Source organism: Pseudarthrobacter chlorophenolicus, from assembly GCF_000962805.1.
In the GTDB taxonomy this organism is placed as follows: domain Bacteria; phylum Actinomycetota; class Actinomycetes; order Actinomycetales; family Micrococcaceae; genus Arthrobacter; species Arthrobacter chlorophenolicus_A.
In genome coordinates this window covers 1-15,713 of the sequence record NZ_JZTW01000035.1, presented here as the reverse complement: position 1 = coordinate 15,713, position 15,713 = coordinate 1, and the positions used below count along the sequence as shown (strand labels likewise).

At 66.5% G+C, this 15,713-nt stretch carries 17 protein-coding genes and 1 pseudogene; 6 read left to right on the top strand and 12 right to left on the bottom strand.

The annotated features are described in order from the left end of the window. The 6 genes and pseudogenes from UC32_RS19845 to fabF form a co-directional block, all read left to right on the top strand. A pseudogene (locus tag UC32_RS19845) lies at nt 1-279 on the top strand (pyruvate dehydrogenase (acetyl-transferring), homodimeric type); the annotation flags it as partial. 225 nt (nt 280-504) lie between these two features. Beyond that, nucleotides 505-1,749, top strand: a complete 1,245-nt coding sequence (locus tag UC32_RS19840; RefSeq protein ID WP_045732889.1) for a PucR family transcriptional regulator — start codon at nt 505-507, stop codon at nt 1,747-1,749. A gap of 88 nt (nt 1,750-1,837) precedes the next feature. After that, entirely contained in the window at nt 1,838-2,767 is a 930-nt protein-coding gene (locus UC32_RS19835; protein WP_200896424.1) for an ACP S-malonyltransferase, read from the top strand. Next, entirely contained in the window at nt 2,764-3,825 is a 1,062-nt protein-coding gene (locus tag UC32_RS19830) for a beta-ketoacyl-ACP synthase III (protein WP_045732887.1), read from the top strand. Before UC32_RS19835 ends, UC32_RS19830 begins: the two co-directional genes overlap by 4 nt. 83 nt (nt 3,826-3,908) lie before the next feature. After that, nucleotides 3,909-4,154, top strand: a complete 246-nt coding sequence (locus tag UC32_RS19825; protein ID WP_009359314.1) for an acyl carrier protein — start codon at nt 3,909-3,911, stop codon at nt 4,152-4,154. Nucleotides 4,155-4,343: 189 nt separating this feature from the next. Continuing rightward, entirely contained in the window at nt 4,344-5,582 is a 1,239-nt protein-coding gene (fabF, locus tag UC32_RS19820) for a beta-ketoacyl-ACP synthase II (RefSeq protein WP_045732886.1), read from the top strand. A 121-nt stretch (nt 5,583-5,703) separates the two neighbouring features. Here fabF and UC32_RS19815 read toward each other — a convergent pair whose 3' ends face one another. From UC32_RS19815 to rimM, 12 genes are all read right to left on the bottom strand, one after another. Then, a complete protein-coding gene (locus UC32_RS19815; protein WP_015937393.1) occupies nt 5,704-6,207 on the bottom strand; it encodes a DUF3145 domain-containing protein in 504 nt (167 codons plus the stop codon). 244 nt (nt 6,208-6,451) lie between these two features. Further along, complete coding sequence (locus tag UC32_RS19810) at nt 6,452-7,339, bottom strand: tyrosine recombinase XerC (RefSeq protein WP_045732892.1); 888 nt, start codon at nt 7,337-7,339, stop codon at nt 6,452-6,454. A 182-nt stretch (nt 7,340-7,521) separates the two neighbouring features. Continuing rightward, nucleotides 7,522-8,706, bottom strand: coding sequence for a DNA-processing protein DprA (gene dprA / locus UC32_RS19805; RefSeq protein WP_045732891.1), 1,185 nt, complete (start codon nt 8,704-8,706; stop codon nt 7,522-7,524). Nucleotides 8,707-8,726: 20 nt separating this feature from the next. After that, nucleotides 8,727-10,271 carry a YifB family Mg chelatase-like AAA ATPase gene (locus UC32_RS19800; protein ID WP_045732885.1) on the bottom strand — a complete coding sequence of 515 codons (1,545 nt, stop codon included), beginning with the start codon at nt 10,269-10,271 and terminating at the stop codon, nt 8,727-8,729. Beyond that, a complete protein-coding gene (locus UC32_RS19795; protein ID WP_045732884.1) occupies nt 10,272-10,628 on the bottom strand; it encodes a YraN family protein in 357 nt (118 codons plus the stop codon). 149 nt (nt 10,629-10,777) lie between these two features. After that, complete coding sequence (locus tag UC32_RS19790) at nt 10,778-11,104, bottom strand: DUF2469 domain-containing protein (protein WP_015937397.1); 327 nt, start codon at nt 11,102-11,104, stop codon at nt 10,778-10,780. A 79-nt stretch (nt 11,105-11,183) separates the two neighbouring features. Then, nucleotides 11,184-11,966, bottom strand: a complete 783-nt coding sequence (locus tag UC32_RS19785) for a ribonuclease HII (RefSeq protein ID WP_045732883.1) — start codon at nt 11,964-11,966, stop codon at nt 11,184-11,186. A 2-nt stretch (nt 11,967-11,968) separates the two neighbouring features. Beyond that, nucleotides 11,969-12,841: a signal peptidase I gene (lepB, locus tag UC32_RS19780; RefSeq protein WP_045732882.1), complete on the bottom strand. Its 873-nt coding sequence runs from the start codon at nt 12,839-12,841 to the stop codon at nt 11,969-11,971. Beyond that, the gene (gene lepB / locus UC32_RS19775) at nt 12,842-13,519 is read right to left on the bottom strand and encodes a signal peptidase I (RefSeq protein ID WP_045732881.1); all 678 of its coding nucleotides are present in this window, start codon (nt 13,517-13,519) and stop codon (nt 12,842-12,844) included. Between the two features lie 85 nt (nt 13,520-13,604). Further along, nucleotides 13,605-13,964, bottom strand: a complete 360-nt coding sequence (gene rplS / locus UC32_RS19770) for a 50S ribosomal protein L19 (protein ID WP_015937401.1) — start codon at nt 13,962-13,964, stop codon at nt 13,605-13,607. Between the two features lie 237 nt (nt 13,965-14,201). After that, a complete protein-coding gene (gene trmD / locus UC32_RS19765; RefSeq protein ID WP_045732880.1) occupies nt 14,202-15,011 on the bottom strand; it encodes a tRNA (guanosine(37)-N1)-methyltransferase TrmD in 810 nt (269 codons plus the stop codon). Beyond that, a complete protein-coding gene (rimM, locus tag UC32_RS19760) occupies nt 15,012-15,557 on the bottom strand; it encodes a ribosome maturation factor RimM (RefSeq protein ID WP_152642674.1) in 546 nt (181 codons plus the stop codon). Nucleotides 15,558-15,713 lie beyond the last annotated feature (156 nt).

Sequence of the window (15,713 nt, the reverse complement as noted above, 5' to 3'; positions counted from 1 at the left end):
GCCGTCTCCGACTACATGAAAGCCGTCCCCGACCAGATCCGCCAGTTCGTCCCCAACGAATACGCCACCCTCGGCGCCGACGGCTTCGGCTTCTCCGACACCCGCGCAGCAGCCCGCCGCTTCTTCAAGAACGACACCCACTCCATCGTGGTGCGTGCCCTGGAGATGCTGGCCCGCCGCGGCGAAGTGGATGCCGGCGCACCGGTCAAGGCGATCGAGAAGTACAAGCTGCTCAACGTCAACGCCGGCACCACCGGCAACACCGGAGGCGAGGCCTGACCTCTCCATCAGGGAGCTTCGTTCAGGTATGCGTGCTTTAGCGGTTTCGAAGCGGCATAACTGACCACGAACTCCTCACGGCAGCAGCAACGACGGCGGCCCCCGCACCAAGCGCGGGGGCCGCCGTCGTCCGTTTCCGCGGACTGTCCGCTGTGACGCAGGGCAAAGCGTGTTGTAGCCTTCGCACAAATGGAGCTTGCCGGGTGCTGGCCGTATGCTCGGAGGATGCCAGCACCATCCACGCAGCCCGCGAAGCGTAAACCGTCCCAGCCGAAGGTCACTCCGGAGAAGTCCGAGACCCTGAAGAAGCTGCGGGCCAACGTGGGCCAGCTCTCCACCACCACCATGCGGCAACTGGAACAGTCGCTGCCCTGGTACAGCCGGCTGAGCGCCGATGAACGGTCGGCGCTGGGCATGGTGGCCCAGAATGGCATCGCCGCATTCGTCACCTGGTATGAGCGTCCCAGCTCCCCCTCCTGGATCCTGACCGACGTTTTCGGCACCGCCCCCACCGAGCTGACGCGATCCATCAGCCTGCAAAAGGCGCTGCAGCTGATCCGCATCGTCGTGGAAGTGGTCGAAGACCAGGTGCCGGTCATCGCGCCCGAGGCCGACCAGCCCTCGTTGCGGGAAGCGGTCCTGCGGTATTCGCGGGAGGTGGCCTTCGCCGCAGCCGATGTCTATGCCCGCGCAGCCGAATCCCGGGGGTCCTGGGACACGCGGCTCGAAGCGCTCATAGTCGATGCCATCCTGAGGGGTGAGAACACCGATGCCCTGCGCTCACGGATCGCAGCGCTGGGCTGGAAGGCGCAGGAGCGTTTTACCGTGATGGTGGGCAATTCCCCGTCAGAGCCCAGCGCGAGCTACGTCAGTGAACTGCGTCGGATGGCCGGCCGGTATGCCGAAGATGCGCTGGTGGGAATCCAGGGCGACCGCCTGATCCTTATCCTCGGCGGTGTCCAGGACCGCGAAACCGCATATGTGAAACTCAGCGAAATGTTCGCCCCGGGGCCGGTGGTGTACGGCCCGGAGGCCAGTTCGCTGCTGGAGGCCAGCGGCTCGGCGCAGTCAGCCTTCGCAGGCCTGACGGCGGCGCGGGCCTGGCCCTCGGCGCCGCGTCCCGTGGCCGCGGACGACCTCCTGCCCGAGCGCGTCATCTCAGGTGACGACGCTGCCCGCCGCTCCCTCGTCAAAAACATCTACCGGCCCCTGCTGGCCGCTTCCAACGGCCTGGTGGAGACGCTTGGCACGTACCTTGAACTGGGCCATTCGCTTGAGGCCACAGCACGTGAACTCTTCGTCCACGCCAACACTGTGCGGTACCGGCTGAAGCGGGTGTGCGACGTTACCGGATGGGATCCGCTCCTGCCACGCGAAGCATTCGTCCTGCAGGCGGCCTTGGTGGTAGGGCGCCTTTCCGGCCCGCCGAAGTCCGCCACGGAGCGGCAGCCGTCCCGGAATCAGACCTGAGGCGTTGTAGACTTCCTACAACCTGACCCCGTGAGGTTGGTGCGGACAAACACCGCTGGACCACACAGTAATTTGGAAAGCTGGTTACGTGCTTGCAATAGTCTGCCCTGGACAGGGCTCACAGACCCCGGGTTTCCTTGCCCCCTGGCTGGAACTGCCCCAGGTGGCAGGCCAGCTGGCCGCCCTCAGCGAGATCGCCGGGATCGACCTGACGGCCCATGGCACCACCTCGGATGAGGAAACCATCAAGGACACCGCCGTTGCGCAGCCCCTGATCGTCGCCGCCGGACTCATCGCAGCTTCCTCTCTTTTCGACGTTGAACTCAGCTCGCTGCCGGTGGTCCTGGCAGGCCATTCCGTTGGTGAAATCACTGCCTCGGCCCTGGCCGGTGTCCTCACCCAGGACGAAGCCATGACGTTCGTCCGCGAACGCGCGAACAGCATGGCGGCGGCCGCTGCCGTCACGCCCACGGGCATGAGTGCCATCGTTGGTGGCGATCCCGCGGAAGTCCTTGCAGCCATTGAGGCAGCCGGCGCCACGCCCGCCAACGTCAACGGTGCCGGCCAGACCGTGGCCGCCGGTACTTTCGAGCAGCTCAAGGCCCTGGCGGATAACCCGCCGGCCAAGGCGCGGGTCATCCCGCTCAAGGTGGCCGGCGCCTTCCACACGAGCCACATGTCGCCCGCAGTCAGCGCCCTGCAGGCCATTGCGCCGCAGCTGAAGCCGCAGGCCCCCACGGTGCCGCTGCTGTCCAACTACGACGGCGGCGAAGTCACCGACGGTACTGCCGCCGTCGAAAGCCTGATCGCCCAGGTGTCTCGGCCGGTGCGCTGGGACCTTTGCATGGAATCCCTGGTCCAGCGCGGCGTCACCGGAGTCATTGAACTGGCCCCGGCAGGAACGCTGGCCGGGCTGGCCAAGCGCGGCATGCCCGGCGTCAAGACCGTTGCGGTCAAGACCCCCGATGACCTCTCCGCCGCACTGGCGCTCTTCGCGGAACTGGAGGGCGGCGCATGAGCGTGCCCACGCTGAAGCAGGCTCCACTGCAGGAGCACACCCGCATCCTGGGACTGGGCGCCTTCCGCCCCGATGTCATTGTCACCAACGACGACGTCTGCCAGTGGATCGACTCGTCGGATGAATGGATCCGCCAGCGCACGGGCATCGTGACCCGGCACCGCGCCGCGGCTGACGTCAGCGTCATCGACATGGCCGAGGGCGCCGCCCGTGAAGCGCTGGCGAAGGCAGGCATCGAAGCCACGGACCTTGGCGCCGTCATCGTGTCCACCGTGACGCACCCCTATGCAACCCCGTCCGCGGCTGCGAGCCTGGCTGACCGGCTCGGGGCGACGCCTGCTCCCGCTTTCGACATCTCCGCAGCCTGCGCCGGATACTGCTACGGCATCGCCCAGGCTGACGCGCTCGTCCGCTCCGGGGCCGCCAAATACGTCCTGGTGGTCGGCGCCGAGAAGCTGTCCGATGTCATCGACAACCGCGAACGCACCATCTCCTTCCTCCTCGGTGACGGCGCGGGCGCCGTGGTGATCGGGCCGTCCGACACGCCTGGAATCGCACCCTCCGTGTGGGGCTCGGATGGCAGCAAGTGGGATGCCATTGGCATGACCCGCTCCTTGCTCGATGTCCGGGACCTTGGGATGGCTGCACGCCAGTCCGACTCCACTGGCGACCTCGCCCTCCTGGAAGAAGCACAGGAGCTCTACCCCACCCTCCGGCAGGACGGCCAGACCGTGTTCCGGTGGGCTGTGTGGGAAATGGCCAAGGTTGCCCAGCAGGCGCTGGACGCTGCCGGCGTGGAGGCCGAGGACCTGGTTGCCTTCATCCCGCACCAGGCGAACATGCGCATCATCGATGAGATGGTCAAGAAGCTGAAGCTGCCCGAGACGGTTACAGTTGCACGGGACATTGCCGACGCCGGCAACACGTCCGCGGCTTCCATTCCGCTGGCAACCCACCGCCTGCTGCAGGAAAACCCGGAGCTCAGCGGTGGGCTGGCCCTCCAGATCGGCTTCGGCGCAGGCCTGGTTTTCGGCGCCCAGGTTGTTGTCCTTCCCTAGCATCGTCCCATCAAAGGGGCCGCAACCGCGGCCTGATCCATTTCCGGCAGCCCCTGCCGGCAAAACAAGAAAAGGAGCCATCAATGGCTAGCAACGAAGAAATCCTGGCCGGCCTGGCTGAAATCGTCAACGAGGAGACCGGCCTGGCCCCCGAAGCCGTGGAGCTGGACAAGTCCTTCACCGAGGACCTGGACATCGACTCCATCTCGATGATGACCATCGTGGTCAACGCCGAAGAGAAGTTCGGCGTCCGCATTCCGGATGAAGAGGTCAAGAACCTCAAGACCGTTGGCGACGCCGTCAGCTTCATCGCCGGCGCACAGGCCTAGTTACAGCTTCCGCCGCTCCTGCGGCGTGGCCAGGGCTGCCGGTCCGGATGACCGGGCCGGCAGCCCGCCGTTTTTCCAGCCACTTTTTGCTTTACCTGGCGCCGGCCTCCACACCGGCCGCGCCGGCCATCAAGATGCGGGACCCTCCGGCAGACGGAGACGGTTTCCCACCGACGAAAGAGTGATCCCATGACACGCAAAGTAGTCATCACCGGCCTGGGTGCCACCACACCCATTGGCGGCGATGTACCCACAATGTGGAAGAACGCGCTCAAGGGGGTCTCCGGTGCCCGCACCCTGGAGGACGACTGGGTGGCCAAGTACGAACTTCCCGTGCACTTCGCGGCACGCTGCAGCACCCCCGCCCTCGATGTCCTCACACGCGTCGAGGCCAAGCGCATGGACCCGTCCACCCAGTTTGGCGTGATCGCCGCCCGCGAGGCGTGGGCCGACTCAGGCATTACCGAGATCGACCAGGACCGGTTGGCCGTGGCATTCGCCACCGGAATCGGCGGCGTCTGGACGCTGCTGGACGCTTGGGACACGCTGAAGGAAAAAGGCCCCCGCCGCGTCCTGCCCATGACCGTTCCCATGCTTATGCCGAACGGTGTTGCCGCGGCCGTCAGCCTCGACCTGGGTGCGCGGGCGGGCGCCCACACCCCTGTCTCGGCCTGCGCTTCAGGTACCGAGGCCATGCACCTGGGCCTGGAACTGATCCGCTCCGGCAAGGCTGACGTGGTCATGTGCGGCGGCGCCGAGGCAGCCATCCACCCCATGCCCCTGGCCGCCTTCGCTTCCATGCAGGCCCTGTCCCGCAGGAACGACGACCCGCAGCGGGCATCGCGTCCGTACGACACCGACCGCGACGGTTTCGTCATGGGCGAAGGCGCCGGTGCCCTGGTCCTTGAAGCAGAGGAACACGCCCTCGCCCGCGGTGCCCGCATTTACGGCGAACTGGCCGGCACGTCCGTTACGGCCGACGCCTACCACATCACGGCTCCGGATCCTGAAGGCCTGGGCGCCACCCGTGCACTGAAGGCTGCCATGTTCGACGGCCGGATCCAGGCCGAAGACGTTGTGCACGTCAATGCACACGCCACGTCCACGCCCGTGGGTGACAAGCCCGAATACACTGCCCTGCGCGCCGCCCTTGGCTCCCAGCTTGAGAGTGTGGCAGTGTCCGCAACAAAGTCGCAGATGGGTCACCTCCTCGGAGCTTCAGGCGCTGTGGAAGCTGTCCTGACAGTCCTGGCTGTCTACGAGCGGAAGGCGCCGGTCACCATCAACCTGGAAAACCAGGATCCCGAGATCCCGCTCGACGTCGTGACGTCGTCTCCACGCGACCTTCCCGCCGGTAATATCGTGGCGCTCAGCAACTCGTTCGGCTTCGGTGGCCACAACGCCGTCGTCGCCGTCCGCAGCGTCTAGTACTTCCGGCCGCCGACCATCCGGGCCGGCAACGCCGCATAAAGGAGGAGGCCCCGCCATCAGGCGGGGCCTCCTCCTTTTGCTATGGAGAATTCCGGCAGTGCAAGGAGAACGACGGCGGTCAGCCCACCTGGTGGAGCCAGCGAACCGGTGCGCCCTCTGCGGCGTGCCGGAACGGTTCGAGTTCCTCGTCCCACGCCTCCCCCAGGGCGAGCGAAAGCTCATGGTAGACGGCTGACGGATCGCCGGCGCCCGATTCATAGGCATAACGGATCCGGTCCTCGGAGACCATGATGTTTCCGTGCACATCTGTGACGGCGTGGAAGATGCCCAGTTCGGGAGTGTGGGACCAGCGGCCGCCGTCGACACCCTGGCTGGGTTCCTCAGTGACTTCGTAGCGCAGGTGGGCCCACCCGCGGAGGGACGACGCCAGTTTGGACCCGGTGCCGGGAGTCCCGGCCCAAGAAAGCTCGGCCCGGAACATTCCGGGCGCGGCAGGTTGAGGGGTCCACTCAAGATCCGTGCGCTTGTCCACCACGGATCCGATGGCCCACTCGACATGAGGGCACAGGGCCGTAGGGGCCGAGTGAACAAACAGCACACCGCGGGTCATTGCAACAGACATTCCATCCTCCATAGCTCTAGGTACGTCTTCCCCAACGACCTGTGCCTGGATGGAACTTCTGCGCCCTGTTCTGCGGCGGCTGTGTCCTGCCTGGTTATTCAGCTGTATCAGATTAAGCAGTGTCCGGACTCGAGGTGCCGCATGAAGCCTGAGAGCTTCAACAGGCACTTGAAAGTTGCCGGACGTGACTCTTATTGTGCCGTACCCCGTCTGGTTACGCCAGTGCGATGCTGCTCACGTCAACTCAGGCCCTGGGATGGGCCTGCTGGTAGCTTTTGCGCAGCCGGTCCACGGACACATGGGTGTAGATCTGGGTGGTAGCAAGGCTGCTGTGGCCCAGGATCTCCTGGACGGCACGCAGGTCCGCGCCGCCGTCCAGGAGGTGGGTGGCCGCCGAGTGGCGCAGTGCGTGCGGACCCGAGGCGGAGGTATCCCCCATGGCTTCGAAGAGGCCGTGGACAACGGAGCGGACCTGACGCTGGTCCACCCGGCCGCCCCGGAGCCCAAGGAACAACGCCGCCCCGCTGGTGTCCTTTGCCATCTGCGGCCGCCCCCGGCGCAGCCAGTCGTCGACAGCAAGGGCAGCCGGTACACCGTAGGGAACGGTACGCTCCTTGTTGCCTTTGCCGATTACGCGAAGTGTCCTCCGGTCCGGATCCAGGTGGTCCACGTCAAGGCCTGCCAGCTCACCCACGCGGACACCGGTGGCGTAGAGCAGCTCGACGATGGCCCTGTTCCGGACGGCCATTGGATCACCGGCCGCTGCGCTGTCCTCGAGGTCCTTCAACAGCCGTTCAAGCTGCGACGCCTGCAGAACGCCTGGGAGTGACCGTTCACGCTTGGGTGCTTTGAGCCGGAGCGCAGGATCAACGTCGAGGTACTCTTCCCGCATGGCCCAGGCGGTGAAGGCCCGGATCGTGGCGGAGCGCCGCGCCAGTGTGGCCCGGGCCGCACCGGACTGGCTCTGGGCGCCCAGCCAGCGGCGGAGGGTTCCCAGTTCGAGGTCCTGGAGTTCCGCGGCCCCCTCGGACGCGGCGAAAGCCAAAAGGCTTTCGAGGTCACCCAGGTAGGCGCGCCGGGTGTGTGGGGATACCGCCCGCTCGCCGGAAAGGTAATTGGCAAACCCTTCCATGGCCCTCAGAAGATTCGGGGGCAGCCCAGCGGTCTGTTCAGCGTGTTCCACCCTCCTACTTTCTCAGGTGCCCGCCCCGTAACCCGGCTGGACACGGAACACCGGCCATCCGGCAACCTGGCAACCAGGGCAACCGCCGCCGTGAGTGCTGACGCGTGGCCCGCTGGCGGGGTGGTATTCAGTCACTCGGTGGCTTTGCCCCGCTTCCAGCCGCCCCGCTCCGAGACTGCCAGCCCGAGGAGTCCCAGGCGGCCCAGTCCGGCCCGGACAGAGTCCTGGCCCAGTCCGGCAACTGCCGCCAGCTTCTCTACCGACGTGGTGGAGCGCAGCGGTAATGCGTCCAGGAGGATCAGGTCTTCAAGGGTCAGCCCGTCCTGGACCTGCGCAGCAGCCTGCCGCTGGTCCGGGAGGGCAGTTCCGCTGGGGGCGGCAAGCTCGGCGACCTCGGCGGCGTCGGTCACGCAGACCGCTCCCCCATCGCGGAGGAGCCTGTGACATCCGGCGGAGTTGGCGCTGTGCACAGAACCGGGAACCGCGCCGACGGCGCGGCCCAGGGATTCCGCGTGGTGCGCGGTATTGAGCGCTCCGGACCGCCACCTTGCCTCAACTACCACCGTGACGGCGGACAGCGCGGCGATCAGGCGGTTCCGCTGCAGGAACCTGTACCGGGTAGGCGCCGAGCCCGGCGGCACTTCTGCGAGCACGGCTCCCCGGTTGCAGACAGCCCGGAGGAGGTCCTCGTTTCCCGACGGGTAGAAGCGGTCGACTCCACCGGCCATGACGGCGATGGTGGGAACGGCTCCGGAGCCACCGGCAAGTGCGGCCCGGTGGGCGTGTGCATCGATGCCGTATGCCCCGCCGGAGACCACTGTCATTCCCCGCTGCGCCAGGGAGTAGGCAAGATCACCGGTCACCGAGGCCCCATAGCTTGTACTGTCACGGGAGCCCACCAAGGCGATGCTGCTTTCCAGGGCGGGCAGGGGCTGTTCGTGGCCCCGCCACCAGAGGCAAATAGGTTCCTGGATACCGAGATCGGCGAGCTGTCCCGGCCAGAGTTCATCCGATGGGACGATCAGGCGGCCGCCGAGCCTGGCCATGGTGGCAAGGTCACGTTCAGGTGCGAGATCCGGGATCCGCGGTTGCCACCGCTTGAGGGCCGCTGTCAGACCGGACCAGCTTGCGGACGGTCCGCTGTCCGCGAGCAGTCCTGAGATTTCCTGTTCAAGGACCGGCCCGGCGGCCACCTGGCCCGTGGCGATCCGAAGCCCGTCCACTGCTCCTGCCACCTGGACCAGTGCCAGCCCGGCGGCGTCCTGCGGTTCCATCAGACGCGAGAGCGCAGCGCGGGCGAGGCGTTCCGGGGTCATGGGTGCTTCTTTGGCGCCGGTCATGCCGCGGCCGCCGTTGCCTGCCGCAAGCCAAGTGCCTGCCCAACGTCGTTGGCGTCCGGAGAGTCCCGGAGCCCCAGGTCAGCGAGTGTCCACGCCAGCCGGAGGACACGGTCATATCCCCGTGCCGTCAGTATCCCGCGCTCCAGGGAGTGGTCCAGGATCCGGGTAACCCCGGGCGGCAACCGCAGTTCGCCGCGGAGGACCCGGCCGGACACCTGGGAGTTCGTCTCCAGCCCGAGGGGACCAAGCCGCTGTACCTGGCGTTGGCGTGCGTCCCTGACCCGGCGGGCCACTGATGCGGTGTCTTCCTCGGCGCCGGCCTGTCCGAAGTCAGCCAGCGAAACGCGCTCAACCTGCAGCTGGATGTCTACCCGGTCCAGCAGGGGCCCGGACATCCTGGCAAGGTACCGGCGCCGCATCATCGGCGTGCAGGTACAGTCCAGCCCTTTTCCTGAGGCCTTGCCGCAGGGGCAGGGATTGGCTGCGAGCACCAGTTGGAAACGCGCAGGGTAGGCTGCTGTCCCTGCTGACCGGTGAATCACCAGCTCGCCGCTTTCCAGCGGCTGCCGCAGCGCATCGAGCACCCTGCGTTCATACTCGGGCGCCTCGTCGAGGAAGAGCACGCCGCGGTGGGCACGGGATGCTGCGCCAGGCCGCGGCAGGCCGGACCCGCCGCCAATGATGGCCGCGGCAGTGGCGGTATGGTGCGGGTTCTCAAAGGGCGGCCGCCGAAGCAGCTGGACCTGCGACGAGGGCAGTCCGCACAGGGAATGGATGGCCGTGACCTCCATTGATTCGTGGTCCCCAAGATCCGGCAGGATCCCGGGCAGCCGTTCCGCCAGCATGGTCTTTCCGGCTCCGGGCGGCCCGGTGAGCAGCAGGTGGTGGGCGCCCGCCGCCGCCACTTCCAAGGCCCTGCGGGCCTCGCCCTGCCCGGACACGTCGGCCATGTCCGGGCAGGGGGCCGTTTCCCCCGGCGCTCCTGCGTCGCCGTCGGCGTCGTCGGGCTCGAAGTCCAGTGCAAGTTCCTGGGGGTCGGCACCGAAATCTAGGGCGAGCCGTGCCAGGGTCCGGTACCCGCTGACGGTGGCTCCCGGCACCAGCGAAGCTTCGGCGAGGTTCGCCTGCGCCACCACAACATCGGGGTACCCCGCCTGCACGGCCGCCATGACTGCGGGGAGTATGCCGCGGACAGGCCGGAGCCTGCCGTCAAGGCCCAGTTCGGCGATGAAGACGGTACGTCCTGTGGCGCGGATGTCGTTGGCCGCCCGGAGCGCCGCCATGGTCACGGCCAGGTCGAATCCGGAACCGCGCTTGGGCAACGAAGCGGGAATCAGGTTGGCGGTGATCTTGCGGCGGCTGAGGGGTATCCCCGAATTCTTTGCCGCGGACCGGATGCGCTCCCTGGCTTCGTTCAGCGCCGCATCCGGAAGTCCCAGAATCACGAACGCAGGAAGGCTCTGGCCAATATCGGCTTCCACCTCAACCATGTACCCGTTCAGGCCCACGAGCGCCACGGAATAGGTGCGTCCGAGCGCCATTCAGCCCACCCCCTTGAGGTGCTCCACCACGGGGCTGCCGCCGCCGTCGTCCACCACCGCGATGACGTCGACGCGGCGCAGCGGCATCCTGAGCTCGCGGTCCCTGCACCAGGCCGCGCCAAGCCGGTGCAACCGGGCAAGCTTGTCCGGTCCCACCGCCTCGAACGGGTGGCCGTAGTCAAGGGACCGGCGCGTCTTTACCTCGGCGATGACCAGCGCGTCCCCGTCCAGCGCGACGACGTCGATTTCGCCCTCGCTGCAACGCCAGTTGCGCTCCACTATCAGCATGCCGAGGGTCTCGAGATAGCCGACGGCGAGGTCCTCGCCATGCCGGCCCAGCAAATCTTTGGCTTTCATTTCTACCTCCGCAACCAGCCTGCGGACAGGCGGTTGCGCAGTATAGGGAGCATGTCCCCTATGTGCATGGCGGCGGCGGTGTGGAGGAATAGTCCACGTAGCGGGCAAGGCGCCACGGACCCCCGCAGCGCCTCTGGAGCCGGCGTGCCCTAGTTGCCCAGGTCTACGTCTTTCGGCAGTGCCAGTTCTTCGTTCCGCGGAAGTTCTTCCACGTTGACGTCCTTGAAGGTCAGGACGCGGACGCTCTTGACGAACCGTGCGGACCGGTAGACATCCCAAACCCACGCATCAGAGAGGGTGAGGTCGAAGTAGACTTCCCCGTCGGCGCTGCGGGCCTGCAGGTCCACATGGTTGGCCAGGTAGAAGCGCCGTTCGGTCTCGACTACGTAGCTGAACAGTCCGACAACATCGCGGTATTCACGGTAGAGCTGCAGCTCCATGTCGGTCTCATAGTTTTCAAGGTCCTCGGCACTCATGCTTCCATCTTGCACCATGTCCGACGGTGCCGGAGCCGCAACGGCCCGGGAGCAGGCGCCGGGGAAGCCCGGAAAGGAGTCAGTCCCCGACCGCCATGTCACCGGCGCCCGGGAGTTCCCCGCCCAGGAGGCGCCAGCTCACCCGGTGGTAGGGAGTGGGTCCGGCGGTACGCAGCACATCGCGGTGCAGCACCGTGGCGTAGCCCTTGTTGATGTCCCAGCCAAAGTCGGGGTACTCGGTGTGAAGTTCACGCATGGTCCGGTCCCGCTCCGCCTTGGCGATGACACTGGCGGCCGCCACGCTCAGGCACTGCATGTCAGCCTTGACCTTGGTGTGCACCGGAGCGTTGCATGCCGCTTCCGGCACCTCCTGGTCGAAGAGCGAAAGCTGCTCTGCCGGGGAAAGCCAGTTGTGGCTCCCGTCCAGCAGCACCATGTCCGGAACGACCCCGGCGGACAGGATGTCCTGCCACGCCCGCGTTCCCGCCAGCCGCAGCGCCGCTATGATTCCCAGCGCGTCAATCTCATGCGCCGAGGCGTGCCCTACTGCGGAGGCCACGCTCCAGCGGCGTACCAATGGCTCCAGCCGCTCACGCTCGGGCGCGCTGAGGAGCTTGCTGTCGCGTACGCCGGCCAGGGGCTTCTGGCGTTCAAGGTCGACGACGGCGATCCCCACGCTCACGGGGCCAGCCAGTGCGCCGCGGCCCACCTCGTCAACCCCGGCAAGAAGCCGCACGCCCTGAGCCTTGAAAGTCCGCTCATGGCGCAGGGTGGGTGCCTTGCCGCGGCCAGCGACCTTTGTTGATCCGGACCTCGGCTTGGCGGGCGCTTTGACCGTCCCGGCGGTTACTGCCTGGGTCATGGTCAGGGCGCCGCAGGGACGTCGCGGAACACTTCGGGGTAGTTGCCCAGGGTGGTGATGCGGTTCAGCGGCCAGGCGATCACCGCGGCTTTGCCTTCAAGGTCGCTGAGGTCGATGAAGCCGCCATCTGACTCCATGTGGGAGCGTGAGTCCGCGGAGTGGTTCCGGTTGTCACCCATCACCCACACCTTGCCTTCCGGGACCGTGACGTCGAAGTTGCGGACCTGCGGGACTTCTGCCGGGTTGATGTAGGTTTCGTCGACCGCGGTGCCGTTAATGGTCAGTTTACCGCCGGCGTCGCAGCAGACCACATGGTCACCCGGCAGCCCGATCACCCGTTTGACGAGATGCTGATCAGTATTGTCGGGGAGCAGGCCGACAAAGGTCAGGCCGTCCTGGACCCAGGTGAATGGCCCCTTCGCCTCGGGTGCTGCAGGCGGGAGCCAACCCTTCGTGTCACGGAAGACGACCACATCTCCGCGGCTGAGGGCGAAGGGTTCAGGCACCAGGAGGTTAACGAAGATCCGGTCGTCAATGTCCAGGGTGTTCACCATGGACTCGGAGGGGATGAAGAACGCGCGGAACAGGAAGGTCTTAATGAGGAAGGACAGCACGACGGCGATGACCACCACCGTGGCTACTTCCTTCAGCCAGGCAAACACGGGGCTGCCCGAGTCCTTGGCGGACGGTTTGCCCTTGGCTTTGGCTGCCGAGCGGCTGGTGGCCTGGTCAGGCTCTGCGTTCCCGTGCGTCGCTTCGGTCCCGGTGTCGGGCGTGGGTTCCGGGGCCACGGCCGGTTCGGGTGATTGCCCGGCGGGCTCGTCCGCGGCTCCATCGCGCCGCGGTTCGGGTGTCCGCGCGTGGTTCTCGGGCATCTACTGTCCGTTCTCTGGGGTTGGTGCAGCCGCAGCCGGCCTTGGTACTGGAGCAAATCTATCAAGCGGCCAGACGATCTGGACGGGCCGGCCGATGACACGGTCCAGCGGAACCATACCGCCACCGGGGGCGCCCAGCAGGCTTCGCGAGTCGGCGGACACGGACCGGTGGTCGCCCATGAGCCAGAGCCGGCCTTCCGGGACCACGGAGTTGAATTTCTGGGTGCTGGGTACGTCTCCCGGGAAGATGTAGGGTTCGTCCACGGGCTCCCCGTTGACGGTGACTTTGCCGGCCGCGTCGCAGCACACCACGGAATCCCCGGGCAGTCCAATGACCCGCTTGACGTACGTGTTGTCGCTTCCTGTCAGCCCCAGCCACCGGGTGGCCGCGGTCGCGGCGTCTGCCAACGGGCCCTTGCCGCTGTTGAGCGGGGCGAACGTGCCCCGTCCGTCGAAGACCACCACGTCCCCGCGCCGGATGGGTTCGGCCGTGAAGTCGGTCCGGGACACCAGGATCCGGTCCCCGCCTTCCAGCAGGGGCTCCATCGATTCCGAGGGGATGAAATAGATATCCAGCCACAGTGACCGGACCAACCCGCTGATGACGACGGCGAGGAACAGGGCCAGGAACGCAAAACGCCAGCCCGGTTTCCTGGGCTGGCGTTTTGTCTGGTCCATATGTCCGTATCCTGGGCGCTGGTGCTGGTGGCTCCGGCGCTGGCCGGATACGGCTGCGGCCCAGCCTTCGTAGGTCCGGAAGGACTTACTTGGCAGAGGTGAAGTCGCGCTTTTCCTTGATCTTTGCAGCCTTACCGCGCAGTGCACGCATGTAGTAAAGCTTGGCGCGGCGAACATCGCCCTTGGTGACAACTTCGATCTTGTCGATGATCGGGGAGTGCACCGGGAAGGTACGCTCCACGCCGACGCCGAAGGACACCTTGCGGACCGTGAAGGTCTCGCGGACGCCATCACCCTGGCGGCCCAGGACGAAGCCCTGGAACACCTGGACACGGGAGTTCTTGCCTTCGATGATGTTTACGTGCACCTTGAGGGTGTCGCCGGCGCGGAACGCGGGGACGTCAGTGCGCAGCGAAGCTGCATCGACGGAATCGAGAATATGCATAATTGCACTCCTGGTGAACGCCACAGGTCATTCACTTTGGGTCACGGCCGGGAAAGCCCAACGCTGAAGGCGCAGTGAGAGTATCCCGCCCGAAGTTAAGTGGTCCGGCCGCCTCACTGGTTGACGAGGCCGGTTGTCAGGCTGTTGGTTGCGCTCCCCCTGTGGCAGGTGCGGACCCAGCAGACACAAGGACTAATTTTGCCACAGCGGCGCCCGTACAGCCAATCCTGCGCGGCTTCAGCCTGCGGGTTCCGCCGTGCCCTGCCGCCGGACAGGCCTGCCGTCGACAATGTCGTAACCCAGTTCCTGCAGGGCCAGGCGGTCGGCCTTCGGAAGCTTTCCGGCATCGAACACCTCCAGCAGGTCGGGACGCCGCTCGGACGTCCGGCGGAACTGCTCATGGCGCCGCCACTGGGCGATCTTGCCGTGGTTTCCGCTCAGAAGGATGGCCGGCACCTCGCGGTCGCGCCAGACGGCGGGCTTGGTGTACACCGGATACTCCAGGAGGCCGTCTGAATGGGATTCCTCCACCAGGGATTCGGGATTTCCCACGACGCCGGGCAGCAGCCGCCCAACCGCCTCCACCATGGCGAGCACGGCAACCTCTCCCCCGTTGAGGACATAGTCGCCGAGGCTTACGGGGCGCACATCGAAGTGGTCGCCGGCCCATTCGATCACGCGTTCATCGATGCCTTCGTAGCGTCCGCAGGCAAAGGCAAGGTGCTCTTCGACTGCCAGCTCGTGGGCCAGGGCCTGCGTGAAGCGCTCCCCCGCGGGTGACGGAACGATGAGGACGGGCTTGCCCCCGTGTCCGGGCCGGGCTTCGGCAACAGCGGTCAGCGCCTGGGACCACGGTTCAGGCTTCATGACCATGCCCGCGCCGCCCCCGTAGGGAGTGTCGTCCACGGTACGGTGCCGGTCCGTGGTGTACGACCTGAGGTCGTGGACATGCAGGTCCAGGATGCCGTCCTGGCGCGCCTTGCCGATCAAGGACAGTTCCAGGGGCGCCAGGTACTCGGGAAAGATGCTGACGACGTCGATGCGCATCTAGTCGGTGCCTTCCGGTTCCGCCGGTGCGGCTTCGCCGGAGTTGACTTCGAAGAGCCCGTCCGGCGGGGTGAGGAGGATGTAGCCGTCACTGACATTGACTTCGGGGACAATCTGCTCGACGAAAGGAATCAGGATCTCCTCGCCGTCAGGAGTGGTGACCATCAGCAGGTCCTGGGCGGGCGCGGTGTTGAGGGCAGTCACCTTGCCCACGACAGTGCTGCCAACGCGGGCTTCGAGGCCCACGAGCTCGTGCTCGTACCAGCCGTCTTCATCGTCCTCGTCCAGTTCTGCTGTTTCGATGAAGAGCTTGGCGCCGCGGAGTGTCTCAGCCTGGTTGCGGTCCTCGATTTCCTCGAAGGCCAGCAGCAGGATGTCCTTGTTCCAGCGGGCGCTGCTGACTGTCAGCGGCCCGGACTGCGCCGGTTCCACCACGAACTCCACGCCGGGGACGAAGCGGTCTTCCGGGGCATCGGTCATTACCTGGACCGTGACTTCCCCGCGGATGCCGTGGGGCTTGCCGATACGGGCCACCTGGAGCTGCATATGTTCCTCTGTTCGGGTTGGCGCACATTGCGTTGGTTCAGGAAAAAACTCCGGCCCCTCCACCAGGTGGTGGAGGGGCCGGAGAGCAAAACTGGTGTTGCCGGACGCTCAGCGGCGGCGGTCGGTGTCGACGACGTCGACCCGGACCGGCTCCCC

Bases quoted from the DNA above. Each gene is read 5' to 3' on its own strand.
- UC32_RS19840 (WP_045732889.1), top strand. From the start codon at position 505: ATGCCAGCACCATCCACGCAGCCCGCGAAGCGTAAACCGTCCCAGCCG.
- UC32_RS19830 (WP_045732887.1), top strand. From the start codon at position 2,764: ATGAGCGTGCCCACGCTGAAGCAGGCTCCACTGCAGGAGCACACCCGC.
- UC32_RS19825 (WP_009359314.1), top strand. From the start codon at position 3,909: ATGGCTAGCAACGAAGAAATCCTGGCCGGCCTGGCTGAAATCGTCAAC.
- fabF (WP_045732886.1), top strand. From the start codon at position 4,344: ATGACACGCAAAGTAGTCATCACCGGCCTGGGTGCCACCACACCCATT.
- UC32_RS19815 (WP_015937393.1), bottom strand. From the start codon at position 6,207: ATGTCTGTTGCAATGACCCGCGGTGTGCTGTTTGTTCACTCGGCCCCT.
- UC32_RS19810 (WP_045732892.1), bottom strand. From the start codon at position 7,339: ATGGAAGGGTTTGCCAATTACCTTTCCGGCGAGCGGGCGGTATCCCCA.
- dprA (WP_045732891.1), bottom strand. From the start codon at position 8,706: ATGACCCCGGAACGCCTCGCCCGCGCTGCGCTCTCGCGTCTGATGGAA.
- UC32_RS19800 (WP_045732885.1), bottom strand. From the start codon at position 10,271: ATGGCGCTCGGACGCACCTATTCCGTGGCGCTCGTGGGCCTGAACGGG.
- UC32_RS19795 (WP_045732884.1), bottom strand. From the start codon at position 10,628: ATGAAAGCCAAAGATTTGCTGGGCCGGCATGGCGAGGACCTCGCCGTC.
- UC32_RS19790 (WP_015937397.1), bottom strand. From the start codon at position 11,104: ATGAGTGCCGAGGACCTTGAAAACTATGAGACCGACATGGAGCTGCAG.
- UC32_RS19785 (WP_045732883.1), bottom strand. From the start codon at position 11,966: ATGACCCAGGCAGTAACCGCCGGGACGGTCAAAGCGCCCGCCAAGCCG.
- lepB (WP_045732882.1), bottom strand. From the start codon at position 12,841: ATGCCCGAGAACCACGCGCGGACACCCGAACCGCGGCGCGATGGAGCC.
- lepB (WP_045732881.1), bottom strand. From the start codon at position 13,519: ATGGACCAGACAAAACGCCAGCCCAGGAAACCGGGCTGGCGTTTTGCG.
- rplS (WP_015937401.1), bottom strand. From the start codon at position 13,964: ATGCATATTCTCGATTCCGTCGATGCAGCTTCGCTGCGCACTGACGTC.
- trmD (WP_045732880.1), bottom strand. From the start codon at position 15,011: ATGCGCATCGACGTCGTCAGCATCTTTCCCGAGTACCTGGCGCCCCTG.
- rimM (WP_152642674.1), bottom strand. From the start codon at position 15,557: ATGCAGCTCCAGGTGGCCCGTATCGGCAAGCCCCACGGCATCCGCGGG.